Origin of the sequence: Ferrovibrio sp., from assembly GCF_035304305.1 — a bacterium.
GTDB lineage: Bacteria > Pseudomonadota > Alphaproteobacteria > Ferrovibrionales > Ferrovibrionaceae > Ferrovibrio.
This window is the reverse complement of record NZ_DATGQG010000023.1, coordinates 31,149-55,095: the sequence shown is the minus strand read 5'-3', so window position 1 is coordinate 55,095 and position 23,947 is coordinate 31,149. Positions and strand designations below refer to the sequence as shown.

The window sequence follows — 23,947 nt, the reverse complement described above, 5'->3', positions numbered from 1 at the left end:
ATGTGCTGGAGCGTGTATCGCGGCCTGCATGCCGAGCGGCGCCGGCGCCGGCGCCTGCCCGAGATGGAAACCGCCGGGCAGGGCGCCGCCGCACCGGGGCGGACGGGCGACTGGCGGAGCAGGCTCGGCTCCATTCTCGGACGGCGCGACCAGCGGCAGAGTGCACCGCCGGATCCCCGCTTCGACACGGCGCGCGGCGCGGTGGCGCAGTTCATCGAGACCGTGGTGCTGCCGGCCTTCTCCGATCTCGCCGTGGAGCTGCGGCAGCATGGTCGCGAAGCGCTGATCGACCACCAGCGGTACTACGCCGTGCTCATCGTCCGCTATCGCGGCGAGGAGGAATTCCGCTACGCGATTCGCGGCCGCGTCTATCACGCCCTGTCCTTCTCGATGGCGCAGCTCACCAGGCCGCGACAGTCGGACCGTCCGACGGCGGAGATCCTGCCGCGCGGCGGCATCGCGCGGCCCTTCGCGATCGCCAGTCTCGACCGGCAGGCGCTGATCGACGACTTCCTCGCGGAATATGCGAAATGGAAGGGCTGGTGACGCTGCGCGAGGTTATCGTTTCTTAACTTTGTGTTACCGAGCCGTAACTTTCGGCGCCGGGCCATATGCCTACATTCACCCCCGACGGCATTCCGCCGCGGGGTTGAGGTTTCATGCTCAGGACACAGGAAGCGGCTGAATTCGGCGTCGGCACGGAAGGGATCGGCCTCATCTGCGAGGCGATGTGCCTGGACACCATCGAGGTGACGTCGGCCACCCGCGCCAGTGTCTGGTTTTTCGACAACAAGGGCGACATGGTCTGCCACCGGCTGGTGGACAGCCGCGACGGCCGCATCCAGCAGGGCGCGGTGATTCCGCGCGCGGCGGCAGAGCCCTATTTCAAGGCCGCGCTCGAGGGCCTGGCGTCCATCACCAGTGACGACGTCGTGCCCGAGGCGGGCGAGGCGCCGGCCGAGCGCAGTCGGCTGGACCTTCTGCTGGTCGACGGCCGCCGGCATCCGGCGGCGGTGTTCCGCGCCGAGCGGCTCACCAGTGGCGCGGACTGGTCCGAACGCGATCTGAAGCTGCTGCGCGAACTGGCGCAGGCGCTTGCCTGGGCGATCCGCAAGCAGTGCCAGCGCGAGGCGGAAAGCCGCGAGCAGCAGGGCCGCCGGCCCGACCGGATGATTGCCACGCAGTCTTCCGCCGAGCGCAATCCGCGCGGCTATCGCGAGATCGGCTCGACCAGGCCGGACATCTCCTGGCTGCGTTCCGATCCGGAGAACGACATCCGACTGCCGCAGCCCAAGCCGCAGCCGCAATCCGACCAGGACCGGCTTGCCGCGATGCTGACGGACGAAGACGGCTGGGAATGCTGAAGCGATTCGCCGCGGCCGAACCGGCCGCGGCGTCACGGGGTCATCCCGAGGGGTGACAGCCTCCTTGTTGGTACCGACTTGCCCGCGATCCCTGATCGCGGGCTTCTTTTTGCCGGGATCAGAAGGAGAGCGTCGCGGCGCCTTCCCGGATCTGGGCATGCATCACGCTGGCGCCGGTGATGATCACGCCGTCCAGCAGGTCGGCCTGTTCGTAGCCGCGCGACTGGACACAGGGCGTGCAGGCCCAGATCGTGCCGCCGCGCTTCTGGAAATCCTCGATCATCGCCGCCAGCGGCTGCAGCGGCGGTACATGGGTCATGGCCTGACCCCGCTTGCGCACCAGGTCGACGGCGGCGCTGGTCAGGAAGATCGAGACTTTCAGGCCGGCCGTCAGGCCGCCGAGGGCGATGGTGAAGGCCACCGAGGACAGCTCCGAATCGATGCCCTTGGTGGCCAGGATCACGAGTTTGTCAGTGCCGGTCGTCATGGTGCAATCTCCGCAGTTGGTATACCTGAAGGCGAGGGCGGCTCTATACGGCGGAAGGAGTGACAGGTCTTTGGCCGGTTTGCCGAATCACTTGACCGAAAAACCGCGTCTGCGGCGGGCTGCCGACGGCTCCGGCGCGGCGGCGCAGTCCGTGCGGGCGGTGGGCCGGGCGGGCGCCATGCGCAACCCTGCGCCTGCCGGGCCTTCCGGAGCCGACGTGCTGTCGGATGTGCTGCAGACCATCCGGCTGGCCGGCTCGCTGCAGTTCTGCTTCATCTCGAACGGCGACTGGGAAACCGGGCATGGATCGGAACTGGGCGAACTCGGCGCCGGCGTCGTCATGCCCTTCCACATCATCGTCGAGGGCCGCTGCTGGATGGTGCTCGACGGGGTGAGGACCGAGCTGGAGGCCGGCGACGTGGTGGCCTTTCCCTTTGCCAGCGGGCATCAGCTCGGCGCCGGCCGCGGCGGATCGCTCGTCTCCCCCACCGCCGGCCTGCCGCCCAGGCCCTGGCGCGACCTGCCGATCGTGCGCCATGGCGATCCGGCGGCGGGAAACCGCGTGCGGATTCTCTGTGGCTTCCTGCAATGCGACTCGCTCGGCTTCCGGCCGCTGCGCGAGGCCCTGCCGGTGCTGATCCATGTACGCACGCGCGGCGCCAATGACGGCGACGGCGGCCTGAGCTGGCTGCGTGCCACGGTGTCGCAGATCATCGCCGAAGCCGAGATGCCGCGCGCCGGCAGCCGCGGCATGCTGGAGCGGCTGACCGAGATCCTGTTCATCGAACTGCTGCGGCATCGCCTGGTCGGCGCCGGCGGCGCGACGGCAGGATGGCTGGCGGCGCTGGGCGATCCGGCGCTCTCGCGCTGCCTGTCGCTGATCCATGAGGCGCCGCGCCGCGACTGGTCGGTGCAGCAGCTTGCCGCCGCCTCGGGCCTGTCTCGCAGCGTGCTGGCGGAACGCTTCGAGACGGTGCTCGGCACCTCGCCGATGCGCTATGTGCGCGACTGGCGGCTCTGTCTTGCCAGCGTCGCGCTGGGCACGACGCGCCGGACCATCGCCGCGATCGCCGAGGAAGCCGGCTATGGCACCGAGGCCGCCTTCAACCGTGCCTTTTCCCGCACCTACGGCATTCCGCCCGCCGCCTGGCGACAGAAGGCGCGGCGTCAGGCCTGACGGAATGATTGCGAAACCGGCCGGTTCGGACCGCCAGGCAACAAAAAACCCGGCGGATTGCGCCGCCGGGCTGTCGTTTCCGAATGTCGGGCCGGATGATCAGGCCGTCGCCACCGCCTCGCCGGCATCGCGTCGCGCCGCGGCGCCGCGCACGGCCTTCTGCAGTTTCTCGAAGGCGCGCACCTCGATCTGGCGCACGCGCTCGCGGCTGATGCCGTAGCGCGTCGACAGGTCTTCCAGCGTGGTCGGCTCGTCGGTCAGCCGGCGCTGCACCAGGATGTCGCGCTCGCGCTCGTTCAGGTTCTGCATGGCCTGGGCCAGCAGCTCCCGGCGGCTGTCGAACTCATCGCCTTCCACCAGACGGGTTTCCTGGTTCGGAGTTTCGTCCACCAGCCAGTCCTGCCATTCGCCGCCGTTTTCCTCGTCGCCGCGCAGGGGCGCGTTCAGTGAGGTATCGCCGCCCGCCAGTCGGCGGTCCATGGTGATGACCTCTTCCTTGCTGACATCCAGCTGGTTGGCAATCTTCTCAACCTGGTCCGGGGTCAGCTGGCCGCCGTCGATGGCCTTCATCTGGCCGCGCAGGCGGCGCAGGTTGAAGAACAGCTTCTTCTGGGCGGCGGTGGTGCCGATCTTCACCAGCGACCAGGAGCGCAGGATGTATTCCTGGATCGAGGCGCGGATCCACCACATGGCATAGGTGGACAGGCGGAAGCCCTTGTCGGGATCGAAGCGCTTCACCGCCTGCATCATGCCGACATTGCCCTCGGAGATCAGTTCGCCGACCGGCAGGCCGTAGCCGCGGTAACCCATGGCGATCTTGGCCACCAGCCGCAGATGGCTGGTCACCAGCTTGTGCGCCGCCTCGACATCGCCGTGGTCGCGCCAGGCCTTGGCCAGCATGTACTCCTCCTCCGGTTCCAGCATGGGAAACCGGCGGATTTCAGCCAGATAGCGGGCAAGGCCGCCTTCGGTGGCAGAAATTGCAGGAAGGCTCGCTGCGGTGCTCATTACTGATTAACTCCCCCGGCCGACCCCCGGGCAATCCCGGAGTGGCTCGGCATCAACATGGTATCGCTCTTCATCGTTGCAAGGAGTTAACGGGCCGAATATGGCGCCAATGGGGCGGTAATCCGGGAATTCTGTGTGCCGTCGGTCACAAAACCGGCCGAACCCGGCCCGGTCCTCAGCCCAGCGCCGCCAGCAGGGCGGCGAAATCCGGCGGCAGGGGCGCCTCGAACCGCAGAACCCGGCCGCCGACCGGATGCCGGAAACCCAGGGTGGCGGCGTGCAGCGCCTGGCGGCGGAACCCCGCCAGCGCCGCCCGTGCCGCGTCGTCCAGGGCGAATCGCTGCAGGCTGCGCGAGCGGCCATAGGTCTGGTCGCCGACCAGCGGGTTGCCGCGGCTGGTCATGTGGACGCGGATCTGATGCGTGCGGCCGGTCTCGAGCCGGCAGCGCACCAGGGCGCAGACCGGCTGGCCCTTCGCGTCGTAGACCAGCTTCCGCGTCTCGTAATGGGTCACCGCCGGCTTGCCGTTGCGGCTCACCACCGCCATGCGCTTGCGGTCGCGCGGGTCGCGGCCGATATCGCCCTCGATGGTGCCATGGGGCGGATTGGGATGGCCCCAGACCAGCGCGTCATAGGCGCGCTCGATGTCGTGCTCGGCGAACAGCGCGGCGAGGCCCTGATGCGCGCGGTCGGTCTTGGCAGCGACGACGAGGCCCGAGGTGTCCTTGTCGATGCGGTGCACGATGCCGGGCCGCTTCACGCCGCCGATGCCCGAGAGGCTGTCGCCGCAGTGATGCAGCAGGGCATTCACCAGCGTGGCTTCCGGATTGCCCGGCGCGGGATGCACCACCAGGCCGGCCGGCTTGTTCACCACGATCAGATGCTCGTCCTCGTAGACGATGTCGAGCGGGATGTCCTGCGCCTGAGGGTCGGCGGCGACCGGCGGCGGCTCGCCGACCGCGTAGATCTCGCCCGGTTTGATCTTGCGGGAGGGGTCGGTTATCGTCGCGCCGCCTGCGGCGTCGACCAGTCGCACGTGCCCCTCCAGGATCAGCGCCTTCAGCCGCGAGCGCGAGCGGGCGGCATCCGCCAGGCGGGTGGAGAGATAGCGGTCGAGCCGCTCGCCGGCATCGCTGTCGGTCGCCGGCGGCAGGATCTGGACGTTCATCGCCTGAGTCGGGGCGGAAGGCATCGGGAGCGTTATGGCCGATCGGAATGCGGATGTGTTGCGGCAGGCCGCCGCCCAGCAGGAGCCCAGCATAAAGTGGCTGACCCGGCTCGTCATCGGTCTGGGCGTGGTGCTGATCGGCGGCGTGATCCTGCTTTTCGTGCTGCTCGCCACCGGCGCGCATCTGAAAAACCGGCCCGAGGCGGCGCCCGCAGCGGCGGAGCCGCGCAGCATCGCCGTGGAGGACTTCGCACTCACCCTGCCGAGCAACAGCCGCGTGACGGACGTCTTCGCCACCGGCAGCCGCGTCGTGGTACGCGTGCGGCTGGCCGATGGCACCGAGCGGCTCTATGCGCTGGACGCCACCACGCTGAAGCCGCTCAACAGCCTCACCATCCAGGTCGAGAGATGACGCTGGTGCTGACCTCGGCGCAGGCCGCGCATCTTGTGCGGCTGGCGGAAGCCGCCTATCCGCGCGAGGCCTGCGCGCTGCTGGTCGGCCGCGAGACGGAAGCACGCCGCGTCGTGTCGGAAATCGTGGAAGGCGCCAATGTCGCCGCCGCGCCGGAACAGGAATTCGAATTCGATCCCGCCACCCATATCGCGCTGCTGCGTCGCTTGCGCGAGAGCGGCGGCGACGAGCGGCTGATTGCGCATTTCCATTCCCATCCCGATGGCCGCGCCGAGCCTTCGGCGAAGGACGCCGCCATGGCGAACGATCCCTCCCTGCTCTGGCTGATCAGCGCGGTGGAGAAGGGCAGGGCGGGCTTGCCGCGCGCCTTCCGGTTCACTCCCGATCACGGCTTCGCGCCGTTTCCGCTTGATATCGTACGGCAGGATTCCTGACATGGATTTTCGCAGCGACAATATCTCCGGCGCCGCGCCGGAAATCATGGCCGCCCTGGCGGATGCCAATCACGGCACGGCTTCGGCCTATGGCAATGACGAGTGGAGCCGCAAGCTGGATGCCGCTTTCTCGGCGCTGTTCGAGACCGAATGCCGCGTCTTTCCGGTTGCCACAGGCACGGCGGCTAACGTGCTCTCGCTCAGCGCTATCACCCCGGGCCACGGCGTGATCTACTGCCATGAGGAAAGCCATATCGCGGTGGACGAATGCAATGCGCCGGAATTCTTCACCGGCGGGGCAAAACTGTTCACGCTGCCGGGCGTGGCCGGCAAGATCGATGTGGATGCGCTGAAGACGGCGCTCGGCCAGGGCTGGCGCGGCGTGCAGCATCATCCGCAGCCGGCCGCCGTCAGCATCGGCCAGGCCACCGAATCCGGCACGGTCTATGCGCCTGACGAGATCGCGGCGATCGCCGCGATCTGCCGCGAGCACGGCCTGCGCCTGCATATGGACGGCGCGCGCTTTGCCAATGCGGTGGCCGGCATCAATGCCAGCGCGGCCGATCTGAGCTGGCGCGCCGGCGTCGATGTGATGAGCTTCGGCGCGACCAAGAACGGCGCCGTTGCCGCCGAGGCGGTGGTCTTCTTCCGGCCGGAGCTGGCGCAGGATTTCCTCTACCGCCGCAAGCGCGGCGGACATCTCTTCTCCAAGATGCGGTTTATCTCCGCGCAGCTCTTGGCGATGCTGCAGGACGGATTGTGGCTGAAGCTGGCGCGGCAGGCCAATGCGCGGGCGAAGCAGCTGGCGGATGGCCTGCGGACGCTGCCCGATGTCACCGTCGCTTATCCGGTGCAGGCGAACGAGGTCTTCGCGACCATGCCCGATGCCATGGTGGCGCGCCTGAAGGCCGGCGGGGCGCAGTTTCACCCATGGTCATGGGACGGCAGGATGCACCGCTTCGTCTGCTCTTTCGACAAGACCGAGGCGGATGTCGCCGCACTGCTGAAGCTCGCGGCGGGCTAGGCTTTCCCGATCGCCCAGGGCGGCGTCGGGCTGAAATGCTCGACGAGGAAGTCGACGAAGACGCGAACCTTGGCGGCCAGGTGCTTGCGCGCCGGATAGACGGCGTAGATCGGCCATGTCGTCGGCACGGAGCAGTCCTGCAGCACCGTAACGAGACTGCCCTCCCGCAGGGCCTCGGCGATGCCGAAATCGGCGGCGTAGCACAGGCCTACGCCATCGAGCAGCAGCCGGAACAGTGCGTCGCCGCTGTTGGCCCTGAAATTGCCGCGTACGGAAATCCGCTCGATGCTGCCGTCCGGCCGGTAGAAGGGCCAGTGGTTCAGGCTCTCCGCGCTGTCGAACAGCAGGCAGTTGTGATGCAGCAGATCCGCCGGCTTCTGCGGCACGCCGTGGCGTTCGAGATAGGAGGGCGCGGCGCAGACCAGCCGGGCATGGCTGCCGAGCTTGCGTGCGATCAGGCTGTCGTCGCCCGGCGTGCCCATGCGGATGGCGATGTCGTCCCCCTCGGCCACCAGGTCGACGACATGGTCGGCAAACGTGATGCGCACATCCACCTTGGGATAGCGGGCCATGAAGCGGGGGATGATCGGCACGATCTGCGTCATGCCAAAGCCATGGGCGACGTTGATGCGGAGCTGACCGCGCGGCTCGGCCTCGGCGCCGCCGACACTCGACTCCACGGCATCGATGTCGGCGAGGATCTGGCGCACCTGGTCGAGATAGGCGCGGCCCTCGGGCGTGAGACTGACCCGCCGCGTGGTCCGGTGCAGCAGCCGGGTTCCGAGCCGGTCTTCCAGCCGGCCGATCACCTTGCTGACCGCCGACGGGGTGATGCGCAGGCCGTCGGCCGCGGCGGTGAAGCTGCCCGCTTCTGCAACCGCGACAAAGACTTCCATGTCGGCCAGGCGACTCATGGGGCCTCATTGATGAATCTGTGTCATCAAATAGTGCCATTTCTCCATATTAATGAACAGATGGATCTGGCCTACCTGAGTCAAGCCACCCACAAAAAAAGGACCGGCGCCATGACCCAGACCACCCATTTCACCGCAGGGCTCGACGCGCGTCTGCCGACCGCCGAGGCCTTCTCCATCCGCTATGTCTCGGCCGCCGAGCAGGCCTATTACCGCAACCGGGCCCGGGACCTCCGGAGCCAGCAGGTGGGCCGTCTCATCCGGGGCTTCGGCCGGTTCCTGCATGCTTTGGTGCATGCGCCGTCGCGGCTGCCGGACCGGCAGGTCGGCCGCAAGCTGCTGGTGACCGCGGAGTAACGTCTTGCGGCGGCGCGGCGGCGGGCATAGGTGAAGTCCGACGTTCCATTCGAGGCTTTTCCCATGACCCGCCTGCCGGCTGTTTTCGTCAGCCATGGTTCGCCCATGCTGGCACTCGAACCCCATCGCCCGGCGCACCAGTTCCTGCGCGGTGCGTCGCAGCACTGGCCGAAGCCGAAGGCGATACTGGCCGTTTCCGCGCATTGGGAAACCGAGGCGCCGGAAATCGGCGCCACGGCGCAGCCGGCCACCATCCACGATTTCTACGGATTTCCACCGGCGCTGTATCAGATGCGGTATCCGGCCCCCGGCGCGCCGCAGCTCGCCGGCCGCATCAAGTCGCTGCTCGAGGAAGCGGGCCATCCCGCGCGGCTTGATCCGGAACGCGGCCTCGATCACGGCGCCTGGTCGCCGCTGGCGCTGATCTATCCCGAGGCGGACATCCCCGTACTGCAGCTGTCGCTGCAGCCGCATCGCGATCCGGCGTATCATGCCGCCATCGGCAGGGCGCTGGCGCCGCTGCGCGACGAGGGCGTGCTGATCATGGCCACCGGCTCGCTGACCCACAACCTGCGCGAACTGTCGCGCGACGACAGCGGCGGCATCGCCGGCTGGGCCGAGGAATTCGCCGGCTGGATGGCGGCGAAACTGCAGGCCCGCGACGACGCTGCGCTGCTGGACTATCGCCGCCAGGCACCCCATGCGCAGCGCAGCCATCCGACCGACGAGCACCTGCTGCCGCTCTATGTGGCGCTGGGCGCGGCGACGCCGCAGCATCCGGCCGAACGCCTGCATGCCAGCTTCGCCCATGGCTCGCTGGCGATGGATACCTACCTGTTCAACTAGATCCGTCAGGCCGGTCGCGTACCGCTCCCGAGCGACCTCTCGCCCGGCCCGCGAAGCACCCGGCAGAATCTGCCGGGCGGCAAGACAGGCCGCTGCTGCCCCCGGCTAAATCAAGCTCTTATGTATTCTAAGTCAATAACTTAGCGCGGCGTGCGGCGTTGGCCCGGCCCTTGCTTCCTCCGGTGGCGAGGAATTGAGGATTGCCATGCAAGTCGTACCGCTGACCCCGTCTGCCGCCCCTGCATCGACCGCTCCTGCCGAGGATACCGGCAGCCGCGCCGAGCAGTTCGCGCGCATGCTGCAGAATGCCTTCTTCGGCAGCGGGACGAAGTCGGTGACCCGTGCGGCCGAACCGGCCGCCCCGGAGATGGCCAGCCGTCAGCCGCCGCGCGCCAGCGACAAGTCTTCGGGCGAGCGTCGCGACCCGCCGGCCACCGCCAGCCGCGGAAAACAGCCGGCAGCGCCGTCGAAGCCGGCCGAGAAGACCCAGGCCGCGGCGACCCGTCCGGCCGAGAAGACGCAGAGCGCAAAGCCTGCCGACTCCGCGGATGCCAAGACGGCGACCGACAAACCCGCCGCGGAGGATGATGCGACCGAGGCCACAGCCGCGGCCGAAACGCCGGTCCCGGCCGAAACCGAGGACGGCGCCCTGCCGGAGACGGTGCCGGTGGCTGCCGATATGGCGCCGTCGGAGCTGCTGCTGATTCTCAACCTGCTCCAGGAGGGCCAGGTTGCGCCCGAAGGTCAGCAGGTCGCGCCGGCGCAGGCTGAGGATCTGGCCGCGCTGGCTTCAGTCCAGCCGGACGTCCCGGCCGGCGAAGCGCCGGCTGCGCCCGTCGTCGCGCCGGCAGCGGCTGACGCCGCCGCCATGAAGGCCGCTGCCGCCGCGCGGGTTCCGGTCCTGCCGGAGGGTGCCGAACAGCCGGCGGTGAAGCCTGATCTGACCGCCGCTGCGAAGACGACGGAAACCAGTGCGGCTGCCCTGCTCATGCAGCAGCAGGATATGTCGGCGGAAGACTTCGCGGCCATCCAGCAGGCGCTGGCGGCCCAGAACCAGCAGGCGCCGGCAACGGCGTCCCAGGCCGTGAAGCCAGCTGCCAGGCCGGCCGCTGAAGGCACGGTGACGGTGGAGGTGCAGTCGGCACAGCAGGCGCCGAAGACGCTGGTCGACCAGTCCGCTCTGCTCTCGATGCAGGGTGACGATGCGGCCGAGGATGCCAGCCTGGCCCTGGTGCAGCAGCAGGCCCAGCCGCAGCCGCAGCCGGCCGCGCCAGAGGCCAAATTCGCCGCCGTCCTGCAGGCCCAGAGCGATGCCGCGCCGCAGCCTGCCGCAGCGCAGCCGCACAGCCCGCCACATCTGACCGCCCACGGCGCGCCGCAGGCCGCACAGGCGGCGGCCTCCACGCAGGCCTCGCAGCAGGCGGCGACGCAGACCGCTGCGCGCCATCTGGCCGGATATGTCCCGGCCGGCGAGCAGGTCGCGGTGCAGATCAAGCGCGGCATCGGTGAAGGGCTCGACAGGATCTCCATCCGCCTCGATCCCGGCAGCCTCGGCAAGGTCGAGGTGAAGATGGAAGTCGGTCATGACGGCAAGCTGATGGCCGTCATCGCCGCCGACAAGCCGGAAACCCTCGCCATGCTGCAGCGTGACGCGCAGAGCCTCGATCAGTCGCTGCGCGATGCCGGGCTGAAGACCGGCTCCGACTCGCTGAGCTTCCAGCTGCGCGACCAGAACCAGGCCGGCGAGGGCCGCGACGGGCAGGGCGGCGGCACGCGTCAGCGCGGCCATGCCCATGACGATTATGCCGGTGCCGGCCAGGCCACCGATCCCGCGGCGATTGCCGCCGCCAATGCCCAGCGCGCCGCCGATGCGCGCGGCGGGCTCGACATCCGCATCTGACGCGATCCCAGGAGAAGCGCCATGGTCACCTCCGTCTCCGGAACCGGCACCACGCAGACAGCGGCGGAAAACGCCGGCGTCTCGCTGGCGAAGAATTTCGACATGTTCCTGAAGCTGCTCACCACGCAGCTGAAGAACCAGGATCCGACCTCGCCGATGGACTCCAAGGAGTTCACCAACCAGCTGGTGCAGTTCAGCCAGGTCGAGCAGGCGATCAACCAGAACAAGAATCTGGAGAAGCTGATTGCGATGTTCGAGGCCGAGAAGAGCTCGAACCTCGTCAACTATATCGGCAAGCAGGTGGACCTGGATTCCAACAAGGCGACGCTGACCTCCAATTCGCCGGCGATCTGGTACTACGAGCTGCCGGCCGAAGCCTCCAGCGGGCAGCTGCGTGTCATCGACAAGAACGGCAAGATCGTCCACGTCGCCAACATGCAGACCCAGAAGGGCGAGCATACCTTCCTCTGGGACGGCACGGTGGCCGGCGGCATGAAGGCGCTGGGCGGCGATTACACGCTCGAAGTCGTGGCCAAGGATGCGTCCGGCAACGACATGCAGGCCACGATCATGACCCGCGGCCTCGTCGAGGGCGTCGAACGGATCGACGGCGTCGACTATCTGCTGGTCGATGGCAAGCGGATGGAAGTCGACCAGGTGCTTGCCCTGCGCAGCGCCGGGACGATGCCGACGATCCCGCAGGAGAACGGCTCCTACGTCAACTACATCGGCAAGGACGTCGAATTCTACGGCGAGAACAGCGTCTGCCAGAACGGCAGCGTCCGCTGGTCCTACGGCGTCGGCCATGGCGCGGCGGACGTCACGATCAAGGTCTACGATTCGGACAACAATCTCGTCTACGAGACCACCGGCGACGCCAGCAAGGGCCGCCACGATTTCAGCTGGGATGGCAGCAAGTCCGATGGCACCACCGCCAAGGCCGGAGAGATCTACAAGATCAAGGTCGAGGCGAAGACCGCCGATGGCCAGCCGGTGGGCGTGGATGTTCTTGGCCGCGGCCGGATCGACAGCGTGGCCTTCGAGAATATGCAGGCGATGTTCTCCATTGGCGGCCTGGGCGTTCCGCCGTCATGGGTTCTCGCGGTGCATTCGTAAGCTGCTGTTAACCATTGCGTTTAGGGCTTTGTTAAAAGGCGGAAACCTAGCATGCATCAGGTCCATTCCTTCAATTCGCGAGCGCGGATGCACCCGTCGCAGAATCCGCAAGCCGGTGTCGTCGGCCCCGAGGGTCAGCGTATCACCCTGGAAACCCTTCCCCCGCCGAATACCCGGCGCTGGGTGATCCGCCGCAAGGCGGAAGTGGTGGTGGCTGTCCGCGGCGGACTGCTGACCCTGGAGGACGCCTGCAAGCGCTACTCGCTCACGGTGGAGGAATTCCTGTCCTGGCAGCGCGCCATTGACCAGCATGGCCTGCCCGGGCTGCGCACCACCCGGCTGCAGGATTACCGTGCCGGCAGCCTGAAATCCCCGCCGGCCCGCAGCCGCGCGGCGGAGTAACGGCCGCTGCCGGATTCGCCCGGCAGCTCAGACATTTCTTTCCGGTCACCCCGGTCGGTCAGACAGCCCCGGTAGGCAAATTTTGCCGGGGTGTTAACCTCTTTTTCATTCCGGGTTTCTACCGTGACGCTCGAGGCAGGGGGCACCTGCTGCGAGGCGCCTGGCTGGCGCTCGGGTCATGGGGTGAAGCCGTGAACGGAATTATGACGATGCTGCGCAACATCGGTCCTGCGCGGCTGGCTATGCTGGCGGCAACCGCTGCGGTGCTGATCGGCTTCTTTGTTTTCCTCGGCATCAAGGTCACGCAGCCCAAGATGGTGCTGCTGTACGGCAATCTCGACCTGGAATCCTCGGCCGAGATCGTGAACCGCCTCGAGGCGCAGAAAATCCCCTACCAGCTCGCGTCCAACGGCGCGCAGATCCTGGTGCCGGAAGACCGCATGCTGCGCATCCGCATGCAGCTGGCCGAGTCGGGCCTGCCGTCGGGCGGCAGCGCCGGCTACGAGATCTTCGACAAGGCCAACGCCCTGTCGGCAACCAATTTCATGCAGAACATGAACCACCTGCGCGCGCTGGAAGGCGAACTGGCGCGCACGATCCGCTCGATCGATCAGGTGGCCTCGGCCCGCGTTCACCTCGTCCTGCCGCGCCGCGAAGTCTTCAGCCGCGAGCAGCGGGAGCCTTCGGCCTCGATCATCGTCAAGACCAAGGGCGGCCGGCTCGACCAGCCGCAGGTCCGTGCCATCCAGAATCTCGTCGCCTCGGCCGTACCCGACCTGAAGCCGAGCCGCATCGCCGTGGTGGATGATCGCGGCAACCTGCTGGCGGGCATGCAGGAGGAAGCCGATCCCGCGACGGCGGCGGCCAACCGCCTGGCCGACATGCGGCGCCAGTCGGAAGACCGCCTGCGCAAGAATATCGAGCAGCTGCTGGAGCGCTCGGTCGGCGTCGGCAATGTCCGCGCCGAGGTCTCCGTCGACATGGATTTCGACCGTGTCACCACCAACCAGGAACTCTACGATCCCGATGCCGCGGTGGTGCGCTCGACGCAGACCATCTCGGAAAACAACCAGACCCAGGAAGGCCAGAACGCCGTCACCGTCGCCAACAATCTGCCTGAGGCGCAGGGGCAGGGCGCCGGCGCGCAGGCGACCTCGAATTCCAACCGCACCGAGGAACTCGTCAATTACGAGATCTCCAAGACGGTGCGTACCCAGGTGCGTGAGGCCGGTGTGATCCGCCGCGTCTCGGCGGCCGTGCTGGTCAACCATGTCGTCCTCGTTGACGGCCAGGGCCAGCGCGCCTACCAGCCGCGCAGCCCGGAAGAGCTGCAGCAGCTGACGGCGCTGGTGCGCAACGCGATCGGCTTCGACCAGCAGCGCGGCGACACCGTGGAGGTGGTCTCCATGCGCTTTGCCGAGCCGGGCGACATTCCCGAAGAGGTCGATCCCGCTTCCCTGCCGGTCTTCCTCGGCCTGACCAAGGCCGAGCTGTTCAAGATCGGCGAGATTGCCGGCTATGTGCTGCTCGGCCTGCTGGCGATGCTTCTGGTGGTGCGCCCGCTGATCCGCCGCGTTCTGGAAGCCTCCAAGGAGAGCGAGGACATTCCGCCGGGCATGCTGACGCCGATGCAGCCGGCCCTGCCGATGGTGGTGGGTGGCGCGCCGATCGCCGAACTGCCGGCCGCGCCGGACATGGGCATGGCGCCGCCGACGCCCGGCATCGAATCGATGATCGACATCGCCCGCATCGAGGGCCAGGTGAAGGCCTCCTCGCTGAAGAAGATCGGCGAGATCGTCGACAAGCATCCCGAGGAAGCGGTCTCGATCATCCGCAACTGGCTCTACCAGGCGACGTAACGGCAGAGCGGGCAGGAGCGCGCCATGGCAAGTGAAAAGGATTTCCGCCAGCTGAAGGGCCCCGACAAGGCGGCCATGCTGATGCTGGCCCTCGGCGAGGAGCATTCGGCCAAGCTCTGGCCGCTGCTGGACGACGAGGAAATCAAGGAAATCTCGCAGAACATGGCCAATCTCGGCGCCGTCAGCTCCGAGATCGTCGAAAAGCTGTTCCTGGAATTCGTCAACAACTTCTCCTCCACGGGCTCGCTGACCGGTACCTTCGACAGCACCGAACGCCTGCTGCTGAAGGCGCTGCCCAGCGAGCGCGTCAACCAGATCATGGAGGAAATCCGCGGTCCCGCCGGCCGCACCATGTGGGACAAGCTCGCCAACGTGAACGAAAGCGTGCTGGCGAATTACCTGAAGAACGAATACCCGCAGACGGTCGCCGTCGTGCTGTCCAAGATCCGGCCCGAACATGCCGCCCGCGTGCTGGCGGCCCTGCCGGAGGAATTCTCGATGGAAGTCGTCATGCGCATGCTGCGCATGGAGGCCGTGCAGAAGGAAGTCCTCGACAAGGTCGAACAGACGCTGCGCACGGAATTCATGTCGAACCTGGCGCGCACCAACCGGCGCGACGCCCACGAGATGATGGCGGAAATCTTCAACAGCCTCGACCGCAACACCGAGGCGCGCTTTCTCGCCGCGCTGGAAGAGCGCAGCCGCGACGCAGCCGAACGCATCAAGGCGCTGATGTTCACCTTCGAGGACCTGATAAAGCTGGATCCCTCGGGCGTGCAGACGCTGCTCAAGAACGTCGAGAAGGAAAAGCTCGGCCTCGCCCTCAAGGGCGCCTCCGAGACCCTGCGCGACCTGTTCTTCTCCAACATGTCCGAACGCGCTGCCAAGCTGCTGCGCGAGGAAATGGAATCGATGGGGCCGGTGCGCCTCAAGGATGTCGACGAGGCGCAGATGATCATGGTCAACACCGCCAAGGAACTGGCGGCGAAGGGCGAGATCATGCTGGCCGACAACAAGGGCGAAGACGAACTCATCTACTGAGGACGGCAGGCGTAAGCATTCATGGCAAGCAAGGCGAAATATCTGTTCGACATGCCCTTCGACGGCTCGAAGCCGCGCGTCGAACGTTCCTATGCGCCGAAGCCGCCGCCGCCGAAATTCTCCGCCGAGGACATCGAGGCGGCCCGGATCGCCGCCCGCGCCGAGGGCGAGGCGGCCGGTCGCGAGGCTGCCTATGGCGAGCACCAGCACAATCTGGAGCAGGCGCTGCAGGCCATCGCGGCGGCCCTGGCCGACATAGCCGGTGCCGAGGAACGCTCGCGTATCGCCGCGCGCAAGGAAGCCGTCGAGCTGGCGGCGGCGATCGCCCGCAAGCTGGCCGGCCGCCTGATCGCGCGCCAGCCGCAGGTGGAGGTCGAAGCCCTCGTGCTGCGCTGCATGGATGACATGCGTGACGAGCCGCGCCTGGTGGTGCGCGCTGCCGAGTCGGTGGTGGAGCTGCTGAACCAGCGCGTGGATCAGCTGGTCGCCCAGTCGGGCTTCGGCGGCAAGGTCGTGCTGGTGCCGGATGCCGCCATGGCGCCGACGGACTGCCGCGTGGACTGGGCCGACGGATCGGCCGAACGGCAGCAGAAACTGCTGGAACAGGAAGTCGACCAGGCGGTCGAACGCTATGTCGCCGGGCTGCAGGGGCAGCTTGGCGAGCCGCAACCGTAATTCGTTCGCCGCGTCACGGCCGCGGCGGGAGGTGTGAGTATGGCTGAGAACGAAGATCTCGAACTGAAGGACCTCGACCAGGGTCCGGGGATGATGGATGAGGACGACCCGCTTGCGGCACGCACGGCGGCCGACCTGCAGGCCGTCTTCGACATCCCGGTGCATGTCTCGGCGGTGCTCGGCAAGGCCAACATGCAGGTCAGCCAGCTGCTGAAGCTGGGGCGCGGCGCGGTGGTCGAGCTCGACCGCAAGGTCGGCGAGGCGATCGATATCTATGTCAACAACCGGCTGGTGGCGCGCGGCGAGGTGGTGGTGGTGGAAGACCGCCTCGGCGTGACCATGACGGAAATCATCAAGGGCGGACGCAGCGGCTGATGCCGCGGCAGGATTAAGAGGCTTCGGGGCGGATCATGCGGCTGATCATCATCGGGACGCTTAACGGGCAGATCGGCGCGGCAACGCGTATCGCGCTGCAGCGCGGCGCCAAGGTGTCGCAGGTCGAGGATATCGAACAGGCGCTGAATGCGCTGCGGGCCGGCCGCGGTGCCGATCTCGCCATGATCGACGTCAGCCTGGACGTGAAGCATCTGGTCGAAAGCCTGAAGCTGGAGCGCATCAATCTGCCGGTCGTGGCCTGCGGCATCGGCAACGACGCGCGCGCCGCCGTGGCTGCCATCCGCGCCGGCGCCAAGGAATACCTGCCGCTGCCGCCCGAGCCCGATCTCATTGCCGCCGTGCTGGAGGCGGTGACGGAAGACAGCCACCAGATGCTGTTCCGCGATCCCTCCATGGGGCAGGTGGTCAAGCTGGCGGAGCAGATCGCGCCGAGTTCGGCCTCGGTGCTGATCACCGGCGAGAGCGGCACCGGCAAGGAAGTGATGGCGCGCTTCATCCATGCGCGTTCGCCGCGCAGCGACCGGCCCTTCGTCTCGGTCAACTGCGCCGCGATCCCCGACACCCTGCTGGAATCGGAGCTGTTCGGTCACGAGAAGGGTGCCTTCACTGGCGCCGTCGCCCGCCGTCTCGGCAAGTTCGAGGAGGCCAACGGCGGCACCCTGCTGCTGGACGAAATCAGCGAGATGGACGTGCGCCTGCAGGCCAAGCTGCTGCGCGCCATCCAGGAGCGCGAGATTGACCGCATCGGCGGCAGCAAGCCGGTCAAGGTCGATATCCGCGTGATCGCCACCTCGAACCGCAATCTCGCTGACGAGGTCGCGAAGGGCACTTTCCGCGAAGACCTTCTGTTCCGCCTCAACGTCGTCAATCTCAAGCTGCCGCCGCTGCGCAGCCGTCCGGCCGATGTCGAGCTGCTGGCGACGCATTTCATCAAGAAATACGCCGAGGCCAACGGCGTGCCGGAGCGCCCGCTGGCGCCGGAGACGCTGGACGCGCTGCGCAAGGCACCCTGGCGCGGCAACGTGCGCGAGCTCGAGAACACCATGCACCGCGCCGTGCTGCTCGCCACCGGCGCGCAGATCGAGCTGGGCGACATCCGCCTGCCCGACGGCACGGCCCTGGCCGACGCGGTCGGCGGCGGCGCCGCGGCTGCCACCGGCGCTGCGGGAGAGGCATCGGCCGGTTCGCTGGTCGGCCGCACCGTGGCCGATGTCGAGCGCGACCTGATCATCGATACGCTGAAACACTGCCTGGGCAATCGGACGCATGCCGCGAACATCCTCGGCATCTCGATCCGCACGCTGCGCAACAAGCTGAAGCAGTATACCGACGAAGGCCTGGTCATTCCGGCCGCCAACGAGGGGACACGGGCAACGGCCTGACCGCCGTCCGCCTGCAGGGGGTAAGGAGCAAGCATGGCTGAGAACGCGCCGGCAGAGATGCCTGCAACGCCGCTGACCGGCGGTGGCAGCGTGTCCAGCCTGTTCGGCCGCTTCAGGCTCGGCGCCCATGGCGACATCATGCTCGCCATCGGCATCATGGCGATCCTGTCGGTTCTCATCCTGCCGATGCCGACCTGGATGCTCGACATCGCGCTGGCGGTGTCGATCACCGCGTCGGTGATGGTCATGATGACCTGCCTGTTCATCCAGCGGCCGCTGGAATTCTCCAGCTTCCCGACCGTTCTGCTGATCACCACCATGCTGCGCCTGGCGCTGAATCTGGCGTCGACGCGCCTAATCCTCGGCAATGGTCATGAAGGAACCGATGCCGCCGGTCATGTGATCGAGGCCTTCGGCCAGTTCGTCATGAGCGGCAACCTGGTGATCGGCATCATCGTTTTCGCGATCCTGGTGATCGTGAACTTCGTCGTCATCACCAAGGGTTCGGGCCGCATCGCCGAGGTCTCGGCGCGCTTCACCCTGGATGCCATGCCGGGCAAGCAGATGGCGATCGACGCCGATCTGTCCGCGGGGCTGATCGACGAGGCGACGGCGCGCACCCGCCGCAAGGAACTGGAGGATGAGTCCAGCTTCTTCGGCTCCATGGACGGTGCCTCGAAATTCGTCCGCGGCGACGCCGTGGCCGGCCTGCTGATCACCTTCATCAACCTGATCGGTGGCATCCTGATCGGCGTCCTGCAGAACGACATGACGTTTGCCGCGGCAGTGGGCACCTATTCAATCCTCACCGTGGGTGACGGCCTGGTGTCGCAGATCCCGGCGCTGATCATCTCGGTGGCCGCCGGTATCATGGTGTCCAAGGGCGGCGTGACCGGCTCTACCGACAAGGCGCTGTCCGCGCAGCTCTCCTCGGTCAAGGGACTGGGCATGTCGGCTGTCCTGGCGCTGGCCTTCGCGCTCATCCCGGGCATGCCCTTCATGCCGTTCATGGTGTTGGCCATCGTCATGGGCGGCCTGGCCTATCTTGCCTGGGAGCAGGAGAAGAAGGCGGCAGCCGCGGCCTTCGTGCCGCCGCCGGCCCCGCCGGCGCCGGTCAATCCGCTGGACGAGCCGGTGACCAATGCGCTGGCGATCGATGACCTGCGCCTCGAGCTTGGTTTCAGCCTCCTGCCGCTGATCAACGACGCGCGCGGCTATCGCCTGACCGACCAGATCAAGGCGCTGCGCCGGCAGATCGCGATCGACATGGGCTTCATCATGCCCAGCGTGCGCATCCTCGATAACATGCAGCTGCCGGGCACGACCTACGTCATCCGCGTCAAGGAAGTGGAGGCCGCCCGCGGCGAGGTGAAGCCGAACATGCTGCTGGTGATGGACCCGCGCGGCGAGCGGATCGCGCTGCAGGGCCAGGAAACCATCGAGCCGACCTTCGGCCTGCCGGCCATGTGGGTCGACGAGGCCCTGCGCGACGAGGCGATGTTCCGCGGCTACACCGTGGTCGACCCCGGCACCGTCATCACCACCCATCTCACCGAGGTGGTGAAGGACAACATGCCGGACCTGCTCAGCTTCGCCGAGACTCAGAAGCTGATCGAGGAGCTGAAGAAGACCAACGACAAGCTGGTCATGGAGGTTCTGCCCAACCGCATCAACGTGAACGGCATCCAGCGCGTGCTGCAGAACCTGCTGGCCGAGCGCGTGTCGATCCGCGACTTCGCCACCATCCTCGAGGCGATCGCCGAAGCCACCGGCTATACCCAGAGCATCACCCAGATCACCGAGCATGTCCGCTCGCGGCTGGCGCGGCAGATCTCGAATGCCAATGTCAGCCCCGACGGGTTCATTCCGCTGGTGACGCTGTCGCCGCAATGGGAGCAGAATTTCGCCGAGGCGCTGATCGGGCAGGGCGAGGAGCGCCAGCTCAGCATGCAGCCGAGCAAGCTGCAGGACTTCATCGCCCAGGTGCGCCAGACCTTCGAGCGTCTGGCGGGCGAGGGCCATATGCCGGTACTGCTGACCAGCCCCACCATCCGGCCCTATGTGCGCTCCATCATCGAGCGTTTCCGGCCGGCGACGGTCGTGATGTCGCAGCAGGAAATCCATCCGAAGGCCAAGCTTCGGACGGTGGGGCAGATCTGAGGGCTTAGGCGATGCGGCTGAAGACCTTCCAGGCGGCAACCATGAGCGAGGCGATGGACCTCGTGCGCCAGACGCTGGGCGACGAGGCGATCATCGTTTCGACGCTGACGCACCGCAATGGCGGCGTCGAGATCACCGCCGCGCTGGAGCAGCATGTCGAGGACGACTTCGTCACCAGCGGCGCGCAGAGCCTGCGCTACGGCGAGGGCAATGGCCGGCTGTTCGTTCCCGATGAGGATTTCGGCGGCGGCATCGAGCAGACGGTGGAGCTCATCCGCACCGTGCTGGCCTGGCATGGCGTGCCATCGCGCACGGCCGACCGCCTGGTCCAGGGCGTGCAGCGGGTCGGCCTCGACGATCCCGTGGGCGTGCTGGCCGAGGCGCTGGACGAGATGTACCGCTTCCCGGGCCTCAGCACCGACAACCGCCCGCTGATCGTCATCGGCCCGCCCGGCAGCGGCAAGACGATCGCGACGGCGAAGCTGGCCGCGCGCTGCGTGATGGAGCGCCGGCCGGTGCAGGTAATCTCCTGCGACGTCAGCCGGGCGGCAGCCGGCGACCAGCTGGCCGCGCTCTGCGGCATCATGAAGGCGCCGTTCACCGAGGCCGCCGACGCCGCGGAACTCGAACGCACCGTCGATGCCGCCCCCGGCGATGCCAAGCTGCTGATCGACACCGCCGGCATCAACCTGCATTCGTCCGCCGAACGAAAGGCGCTGAAGGAAATCATCCAGGCGAGCGGGGCCGAACCCGTCGCCGTCTTTGCCGCCGGCATGGATGCCATGGAGACCGGCGAGCTGGCCGCGCAGGCGGTGGCGCTCGGTGCGCGCCGCTATGTCGCCACGCGGCTGGATACGGCGCGGCGCCTGGGCGGACTGCTCGCGGCCGCCGATCTCGGCGGCCTGGCCTTTGCCGATGCCGGTGCCAGCCCCTTCGTCGGCAAAGGCTTCGAACGCCTCGACGCGCTCGCGCTGGCCCATCGCCTGCTGGCCGATCCCGATGCGGCCGCTTCCGACGAGACCGCACCTGACGACCACATTCATTTGAAACCCGCTGCACTGAAGGCCGCCGAATGACCGGGACCATCATGACGACATCCACGCCTCCGACCACCCAGAGACCCGCCCGCCATCCGGCGGCGGCGCTGCGACAGCCCCATGTGATCGCCATCGCCTCGGGCAAGGGCGGTGTGGGCAAGACCTGGCTGTCCGTTACCCTGGCGCACTGCTTCGCGCGGCAGGGCCAGCGTGTGCTGCTCTTCGACGGCGATATCGGCCTGGCGAATGTGGACATCCAGCTCGGCCTGATGCCGGATCGCGACCTGGGCAGCGTGATCGCCGGCCGTTTCAGCATCGCCGAGGCCATCATGCCGTCCGAGGCCGGTTTCGACATCATCGCCGGCAAGTCGGGTTCCGCGTCGCTGGCGACGCTCGACCAGGCGGCGCTGACCGATCTGCGCGACGAGCTGATGCAGGTGGCGAAAAGCTACGACCGGGTGATCATCGACCTCGGCGCCGGTGTGGACGGTGTGGTGCGCACCTTCTCGGCGGCGGCCGGCATCACGCTGGTGGTGACCAATGACGAGCCGACCGCGCTGACCGACGCCTATGCCTATATCAAGCTGGCGCGCATGGCCGACCGCAACGCCGATGTCCGCGTCGTGGTCAATATCGCGCCGACCACGCGCGAGGGCGAGCGCACCCATGCCAAGCTGAACAAGGCATCGGAGAATTTCCTGAAATACTCGCCGCCGCTGGCCGGCGTGATCCGCCGCGACGACAAGGTGCGGGATGCGATCCGCAACCAGGTGCCGCTGCTGACGCGCCATCCGATGTGCGAGGCGGCGGAGGACGTGGAAGCGCTGGCGGCGAGCCTGACGCGCGTGCCGCACGCGGCGCGGCTCTGAGCCGTGATGCCGGACCGGGTGATTCGCCATGAGCGACATCGGTCCGGTCGTTCCGCCGTCCGTTCCGCCGGCCACAACACCGGCGGCCGGTAGCCCGCCGGCATCGCCGTCGCCGCAGCCGGTTCCGCAACAGCATGCTCCGCAGCAACCCGCTCCGCAGCAACCCGCCCCGCAGCAATCCGTCCCGCCGTCGCCGACCGGTCAGGCTGGCGGGCAGCCGCCGCCCAATCCGCAGCAGCCGCCGGCTGCAACACCGACCGGCGCCGATCCGGCGGCGCAGATTTCCGCCGCCCTGCGTGAACTGGCCCAGGGCGGCCAGATCACCGCGACCGTGGTGGCACGCGACCAGGCGGCGCTGCTGGTGCGCACGGCGGCCGGCGCCACGCTGGCGCTGAACAATCTCGCCGCGGCGCTCGAACAGGCCAATGTCGCGGTCCTGAACGCGGCGCTGAAGCTTCAGCTCAATCCGGCCAGCCCGAACCAGGCGACCGTCACCCATGCGAATGGCGCCAGCCTGCAGCCGCCGCTGCAGGCCATGGTACAGCCGCCCAGCGCGGCGCAGATGCAGCTTGCGGCCAGTCCGCCGCTGCCGTCCGCCGCCCTGCCACCGGCCAGCCTGCCGCAGCCGGGCCAGACGCTGTCGGCCACGGTGACCGCGCCGCCGCCCGCACCGGCGGCGGCATCCGGTGCGACACCGCCGCCGATGCAGACTCTGCCGCCGGGCAGCCAGCTGCAGCTGGTGGTGAAATCCGTGTCGCCGCCGGCTTCGGTCCAGCAGCCTGCAGCACCGGCACCCGTTGCGCCGCAGGCCGCGGCGCCCACCGCGCCGACCGCGACGCCCGCTGCCCCGCCGGTCGCGCAGGCACCGGTGTCGCCGCTGCCGAATGTTGCCCTTGAGACGCGTCCGACACTGCCGAATGCGTCACTGGCATCGCCACAGCCGCCGGCTGCTGCGTCTCCAGCCGCGATGGCGCAGCAGAGTGCGGCGCCCCGCGCGATGCCGCCGCAGATCACCGGTATCGTTTCGGGCCAGGGGCAACCCGGGCAGGTGCCCGTCTCGACGCCGCAGGGCGTGCTGTCGCTCAGCCTGCCGCAGCCGCTGCCGCCCGGCACGCAGATCTCGTTCGAGCTCGCCGCGCTGGTGCGCCCGTCGGCCCAGGCGACACAGGTCGGTCCGGCGCCGCTGGCCGGTGTGCTGAGCCGGCTGCAGGGCGAATGGCCGGTCCTGCAGCAGACGCTCGATGCCCTGCGTGCCGCCGATCCCGCGCTGGCGCAGCGGCTGCAGGCCGATCTGCTGCCGCAGCCCAATGCGCGGCTGGCCTCGACCGCGCTGCAGTTCATGGCTGCCGCGGCGATCGGTTCGGCGCAGGCCTGGCTGGGCGCGGAGGCTGCGCGCAAGCTCGAACAGGCGGGCAGAAGCGATCTGCTGCGCCGGCTGGACGACGATTTCCGCGAGCTCGGGCGGCTTAACCAGCGCCAGGGCGACAGCGACTGGCAGGCGCTGGTCATGCCGATGCTGGTCGGCGGCCGGGTTGAGCCGATCCACATCTTCATGCGGCGGCGGCGCGACCCGAAGCGGCAACAGCAGCAGACCCGCTTCATCATCGATTTCGACCTCGAAAGCACCGGCCCGATCCAGTTCGACGGCTTCGTCGGCGCAAAGCAGCTCGATCTCATCCTGCGCTCGGAAAGCGAATTCGGCCCCGCCTTCCGCCTCGACGTGACGGAGATCTTCACCAGCGCGCTGGAGGTCACCGGCATGACCGGCAGCATCCGCTTCCACGATCGCGAGAAGCCGCTGGCCTGGCCGAGTCCCGAGCTCGAAGCCGCGGGGCCGAGCACCGAGGTGAAGGCCTGAGCCTTCGCGGAAGATGGCCGCAAGAAGCGGGATGCACTTTGCGCGCGGCTGCCCTATAAGC

At 67.9% G+C, this 23,947-nt stretch carries 23 protein-coding genes and 1 pseudogene; 20 read left to right on the top strand and 4 right to left on the bottom strand.

The annotated features are described in order from the left end of the window. Window positions 1–546, top strand: a pseudogene (locus VKZ87_RS02785) (BCCT family transporter); the annotation flags it as partial. 113 nt (window positions 547–659) lie between these two features. Then, on the top strand, window positions 660–1,364 hold the full coding sequence (locus tag VKZ87_RS02780) for a hypothetical protein (protein ID WP_324219721.1): 705 nt from the start codon (window positions 660–662) through the stop codon (window positions 1,362–1,364). A gap of 118 nt (window positions 1,365–1,482) precedes the next feature. On the opposite strand, the gene VKZ87_RS02775 is transcribed toward VKZ87_RS02780, so the two are convergent. Then, complete coding sequence (locus tag VKZ87_RS02775) at window positions 1,483–1,851, bottom strand: DsrE family protein (protein WP_324219720.1); 369 nt, start codon at window positions 1,849–1,851, stop codon at window positions 1,483–1,485. Window positions 1,852–2,029: 178 nt separating this feature from the next. On the opposite strand from VKZ87_RS02775, the gene VKZ87_RS02770 reads away from it, so the two are divergent. After that, the gene (locus VKZ87_RS02770; protein WP_324219719.1) at window positions 2,030–3,028 is read left to right on the top strand and encodes an AraC family transcriptional regulator; all 999 of its coding nucleotides are present in this window, start codon (window positions 2,030–2,032) and stop codon (window positions 3,026–3,028) included. 99 nt (window positions 3,029–3,127) lie between these two features. Here VKZ87_RS02770 and rpoH read toward each other — a convergent pair whose 3' ends face one another. Further along, window positions 3,128–4,036, bottom strand: coding sequence for an RNA polymerase sigma factor RpoH (gene rpoH / locus VKZ87_RS02765; protein ID WP_324219718.1), 909 nt, complete (start codon window positions 4,034–4,036; stop codon window positions 3,128–3,130). A gap of 175 nt (window positions 4,037–4,211) precedes the next feature. Beyond that, window positions 4,212–5,204: an RluA family pseudouridine synthase gene (locus VKZ87_RS02760; protein WP_324219717.1), complete on the bottom strand. Its 993-nt coding sequence runs from the start codon at window positions 5,202–5,204 to the stop codon at window positions 4,212–4,214. A 34-nt stretch (window positions 5,205–5,238) separates the two neighbouring features. Between VKZ87_RS02760 and VKZ87_RS02755 the strand changes: the two genes are divergently transcribed. Genes VKZ87_RS02755 through VKZ87_RS02745 form a run of 3 tightly spaced genes read left to right on the top strand, consistent with a single transcriptional unit; the run spans window position 5,239 to window position 7,074 of the window. Next, on the top strand, window positions 5,239–5,616 hold the full coding sequence (locus VKZ87_RS02755; protein WP_324219716.1) for a hypothetical protein: 378 nt from the start codon (window positions 5,239–5,241) through the stop codon (window positions 5,614–5,616). Next, window positions 5,613–6,050: a M67 family metallopeptidase gene (locus tag VKZ87_RS02750; protein ID WP_324219715.1), complete on the top strand. Its 438-nt coding sequence runs from the start codon at window positions 5,613–5,615 to the stop codon at window positions 6,048–6,050. The genes VKZ87_RS02755 and VKZ87_RS02750 overlap by 4 nt, the downstream gene beginning before the upstream one ends. A gap of 1 nt (window position 6,051) precedes the next feature. Beyond that, on the top strand, window positions 6,052–7,074 hold the full coding sequence (locus VKZ87_RS02745) for a low specificity L-threonine aldolase (protein ID WP_324219714.1): 1,023 nt from the start codon (window positions 6,052–6,054) through the stop codon (window positions 7,072–7,074). On the opposite strand, the gene VKZ87_RS02740 is transcribed toward VKZ87_RS02745, so the two are convergent. Continuing rightward, window positions 7,071–7,988: a LysR family transcriptional regulator gene (locus VKZ87_RS02740; protein ID WP_324219713.1), complete on the bottom strand. Its 918-nt coding sequence runs from the start codon at window positions 7,986–7,988 to the stop codon at window positions 7,071–7,073. The two genes, VKZ87_RS02745 and VKZ87_RS02740, sit on opposite strands and share 4 nt — an antisense overlap. Window positions 7,989–8,099: 111 nt before the next feature. Here VKZ87_RS02740 and VKZ87_RS02735 point away from each other — a divergent pair, with 111 nt between their 5' ends. The 14 genes from VKZ87_RS02735 to VKZ87_RS02670 all read left to right on the top strand — a co-directional run bounded on the left by VKZ87_RS02735 (window position 8,100) and on the right by VKZ87_RS02670 (window position 23,886). Beyond that, on the top strand, window positions 8,100–8,345 hold the full coding sequence (locus VKZ87_RS02735; RefSeq protein ID WP_324219712.1) for a hypothetical protein: 246 nt from the start codon (window positions 8,100–8,102) through the stop codon (window positions 8,343–8,345). Window positions 8,346–8,408: 63 nt separating this feature from the next. Beyond that, window positions 8,409–9,191: a class III extradiol ring-cleavage dioxygenase gene (locus VKZ87_RS02730; RefSeq protein ID WP_324219711.1), complete on the top strand. Its 783-nt coding sequence runs from the start codon at window positions 8,409–8,411 to the stop codon at window positions 9,189–9,191. 205 nt (window positions 9,192–9,396) lie between these two features. Further along, window positions 9,397–11,091, top strand: coding sequence for a flagellar hook-length control protein FliK (locus tag VKZ87_RS02725; protein ID WP_324219710.1), 1,695 nt, complete (start codon window positions 9,397–9,399; stop codon window positions 11,089–11,091). Window positions 11,092–11,112: 21 nt separating this feature from the next. Then, window positions 11,113–12,207 carry a FlgD immunoglobulin-like domain containing protein gene (locus tag VKZ87_RS02720; protein ID WP_324219709.1) on the top strand — a complete coding sequence of 365 codons (1,095 nt, stop codon included), beginning with the start codon at window positions 11,113–11,115 and terminating at the stop codon, window positions 12,205–12,207. 87 nt (window positions 12,208–12,294) lie between these two features. Further along, window positions 12,295–12,609 (top strand): DUF1153 domain-containing protein, encoded by a 315-nt coding sequence (locus tag VKZ87_RS02715; RefSeq protein WP_324219723.1) that lies wholly within the window; start codon window positions 12,295–12,297, stop codon window positions 12,607–12,609. A gap of 209 nt (window positions 12,610–12,818) precedes the next feature. Further along, a complete protein-coding gene (fliF, locus tag VKZ87_RS02710; RefSeq protein ID WP_324219708.1) occupies window positions 12,819–14,468 on the top strand; it encodes a flagellar basal-body MS-ring/collar protein FliF in 1,650 nt (549 codons plus the stop codon). Window positions 14,469–14,492: 24 nt separating this feature from the next. Then, window positions 14,493–15,509, top strand: coding sequence for a flagellar motor switch protein FliG (gene fliG / locus VKZ87_RS02705; RefSeq protein ID WP_324219707.1), 1,017 nt, complete (start codon window positions 14,493–14,495; stop codon window positions 15,507–15,509). Between the two features lie 21 nt (window positions 15,510–15,530). After that, window positions 15,531–16,184, top strand: coding sequence for a FliH/SctL family protein (locus tag VKZ87_RS02700; protein WP_324219706.1), 654 nt, complete (start codon window positions 15,531–15,533; stop codon window positions 16,182–16,184). A gap of 90 nt (window positions 16,185–16,274) precedes the next feature. After that, window positions 16,275–16,559 carry a flagellar motor switch protein FliN gene (fliN, locus tag VKZ87_RS02695; RefSeq protein WP_414655618.1) on the top strand — a complete coding sequence of 95 codons (285 nt, stop codon included), beginning with the start codon at window positions 16,275–16,277 and terminating at the stop codon, window positions 16,557–16,559. 35 nt (window positions 16,560–16,594) lie between these two features. Then, window positions 16,595–17,962: a sigma-54 dependent transcriptional regulator gene (locus VKZ87_RS02690; protein ID WP_324219704.1), complete on the top strand. Its 1,368-nt coding sequence runs from the start codon at window positions 16,595–16,597 to the stop codon at window positions 17,960–17,962. A 33-nt stretch (window positions 17,963–17,995) separates the two neighbouring features. Beyond that, the gene (gene flhA / locus VKZ87_RS02685) at window positions 17,996–20,122 is read left to right on the top strand and encodes a flagellar biosynthesis protein FlhA (protein ID WP_324219703.1); all 2,127 of its coding nucleotides are present in this window, start codon (window positions 17,996–17,998) and stop codon (window positions 20,120–20,122) included. A gap of 11 nt (window positions 20,123–20,133) precedes the next feature. Further along, the gene (locus VKZ87_RS02680; RefSeq protein WP_324219702.1) at window positions 20,134–21,198 is read left to right on the top strand and encodes a hypothetical protein; all 1,065 of its coding nucleotides are present in this window, start codon (window positions 20,134–20,136) and stop codon (window positions 21,196–21,198) included. Then, window positions 21,195–22,028 (top strand): MinD/ParA family protein, encoded by an 834-nt coding sequence (locus tag VKZ87_RS02675; protein ID WP_324219701.1) that lies wholly within the window; start codon window positions 21,195–21,197, stop codon window positions 22,026–22,028. Before VKZ87_RS02680 ends, VKZ87_RS02675 begins: the two co-directional genes overlap by 4 nt. A 28-nt stretch (window positions 22,029–22,056) precedes the next feature. Further along, window positions 22,057–23,886: a hypothetical protein gene (locus tag VKZ87_RS02670; RefSeq protein WP_324219700.1), complete on the top strand. Its 1,830-nt coding sequence runs from the start codon at window positions 22,057–22,059 to the stop codon at window positions 23,884–23,886. Window positions 23,887–23,947 lie beyond the last annotated feature (61 nt).

Bases quoted from the DNA above. Each gene is read 5' to 3' on its own strand.
- VKZ87_RS02720 (WP_324219709.1), top strand. From the start codon at position 11,113: ATGGTCACCTCCGTCTCCGGAACCGGCACCACGCAGACAGCGGCGGAA.
- VKZ87_RS02730 (WP_324219711.1), top strand. From the start codon at position 8,409: ATGACCCGCCTGCCGGCTGTTTTCGTCAGCCATGGTTCGCCCATGCTG.
- fliN (WP_414655618.1), top strand. From the start codon at position 16,275: ATGATGGATGAGGACGACCCGCTTGCGGCACGCACGGCGGCCGACCTG.
- VKZ87_RS02775 (WP_324219720.1), bottom strand. From the start codon at position 1,851: ATGACGACCGGCACTGACAAACTCGTGATCCTGGCCACCAAGGGCATC.
- VKZ87_RS02700 (WP_324219706.1), top strand. From the start codon at position 15,531: ATGGCAAGCAAGGCGAAATATCTGTTCGACATGCCCTTCGACGGCTCG.
- VKZ87_RS02760 (WP_324219717.1), bottom strand. From the start codon at position 5,204: ATGAACGTCCAGATCCTGCCGCCGGCGACCGACAGCGATGCCGGCGAG.
- fliF (WP_324219708.1), top strand. From the start codon at position 12,819: ATGCTGCGCAACATCGGTCCTGCGCGGCTGGCTATGCTGGCGGCAACC.
- rpoH (WP_324219718.1), bottom strand. From the start codon at position 4,036: ATGAGCACCGCAGCGAGCCTTCCTGCAATTTCTGCCACCGAAGGCGGC.
- VKZ87_RS02755 (WP_324219716.1), top strand. From the start codon at position 5,239: ATGGCCGATCGGAATGCGGATGTGTTGCGGCAGGCCGCCGCCCAGCAG.
- flhA (WP_324219703.1), top strand. From the start codon at position 17,996: ATGGCTGAGAACGCGCCGGCAGAGATGCCTGCAACGCCGCTGACCGGC.
- VKZ87_RS02780 (WP_324219721.1), top strand. From the start codon at position 660: ATGCTCAGGACACAGGAAGCGGCTGAATTCGGCGTCGGCACGGAAGGG.
- VKZ87_RS02750 (WP_324219715.1), top strand. From the start codon at position 5,613: ATGACGCTGGTGCTGACCTCGGCGCAGGCCGCGCATCTTGTGCGGCTG.
- VKZ87_RS02745 (WP_324219714.1), top strand. From the start codon at position 6,052: ATGGATTTTCGCAGCGACAATATCTCCGGCGCCGCGCCGGAAATCATG.
- VKZ87_RS02725 (WP_324219710.1), top strand. From the start codon at position 9,397: ATGCAAGTCGTACCGCTGACCCCGTCTGCCGCCCCTGCATCGACCGCT.
- VKZ87_RS02770 (WP_324219719.1), top strand. From the start codon at position 2,030: ATGCGCAACCCTGCGCCTGCCGGGCCTTCCGGAGCCGACGTGCTGTCG.
- VKZ87_RS02675 (WP_324219701.1), top strand. From the start codon at position 21,195: ATGACCGGGACCATCATGACGACATCCACGCCTCCGACCACCCAGAGA.
- VKZ87_RS02670 (WP_324219700.1), top strand. From the start codon at position 22,057: ATGAGCGACATCGGTCCGGTCGTTCCGCCGTCCGTTCCGCCGGCCACA.
- VKZ87_RS02690 (WP_324219704.1), top strand. From the start codon at position 16,595: ATGCGGCTGATCATCATCGGGACGCTTAACGGGCAGATCGGCGCGGCA.
- VKZ87_RS02735 (WP_324219712.1), top strand. From the start codon at position 8,100: ATGACCCAGACCACCCATTTCACCGCAGGGCTCGACGCGCGTCTGCCG.
- fliG (WP_324219707.1), top strand. From the start codon at position 14,493: ATGGCAAGTGAAAAGGATTTCCGCCAGCTGAAGGGCCCCGACAAGGCG.
- VKZ87_RS02740 (WP_324219713.1), bottom strand. From the start codon at position 7,988: ATGAGTCGCCTGGCCGACATGGAAGTCTTTGTCGCGGTTGCAGAAGCG.
- VKZ87_RS02680 (WP_324219702.1), top strand. From the start codon at position 20,134: ATGCGGCTGAAGACCTTCCAGGCGGCAACCATGAGCGAGGCGATGGAC.
- VKZ87_RS02715 (WP_324219723.1), top strand. From the start codon at position 12,295: ATGCACCCGTCGCAGAATCCGCAAGCCGGTGTCGTCGGCCCCGAGGGT.